Origin of the sequence: Martelella alba (genome assembly GCF_005217455.1) — a bacterium.
Taxonomy (GTDB): domain Bacteria; phylum Pseudomonadota; class Gammaproteobacteria; order Enterobacterales; family Enterobacteriaceae; genus Acerihabitans.
The window spans coordinates 1-564 of record NZ_SZPQ01000177.1; the positions used below are offsets into that span (position 1 = coordinate 1).

General features: G+C 49.6%; 1 pseudogene. It reads right to left on the reverse strand.

The annotated features are described in order from the left end of the window. Positions 1-564: pseudogene (locus FCN80_RS26295) on the reverse strand (IS5 family transposase); the annotation flags it as partial.

Consider the following 564-nt stretch of genomic DNA (forward strand, 5'->3'; position numbering starts at 1 on the left):
ATCGCAAAGCAACGCTCTACAACATTGCGTTTCTTGTACAGGAGCGTGTCGAGGGGCCGACGTCCGTCCTGACGGGCTTTCTCATTCGACTTGAAAGGAATAACAGCTTTTATTCCTTTTATTTTCAGATAAATGCGAAGGTTGTTACCTGAATACCCTTTATCCGCCAGTACCGCTTTCGGACGTGATTTCAGGTGCCCACTTGTTCGTATAATCCCGACCCGGTTGAGTAGGGTTTCCGCATATCGGCTCTCGTGAGCTTGTCCGCCGCTCAGACAGAAACTCAGCGGTAATCCTGTGCCATCTGTCGCCAGATGGATTTTGGTGCCAAAGCCGCCGCGTGAGCGACCCAGCCCATGCTCATCGAGTTCATCGGGATGTTTTTTTTCGCTCCTGCGGCCGCTTTCAGGGCTCGAATGTTACTGCCATCAAGTGCAATAACGTCCCAATCAACCAGCGCTTTCTCATCCAGGAGTTGGAGTCATTTATTGAAAATACTGCTCATTACTCCCGCTTTAGACCACCGATTAAAGCGATTGTAAATCGTCTTCCAGTGACCATAAC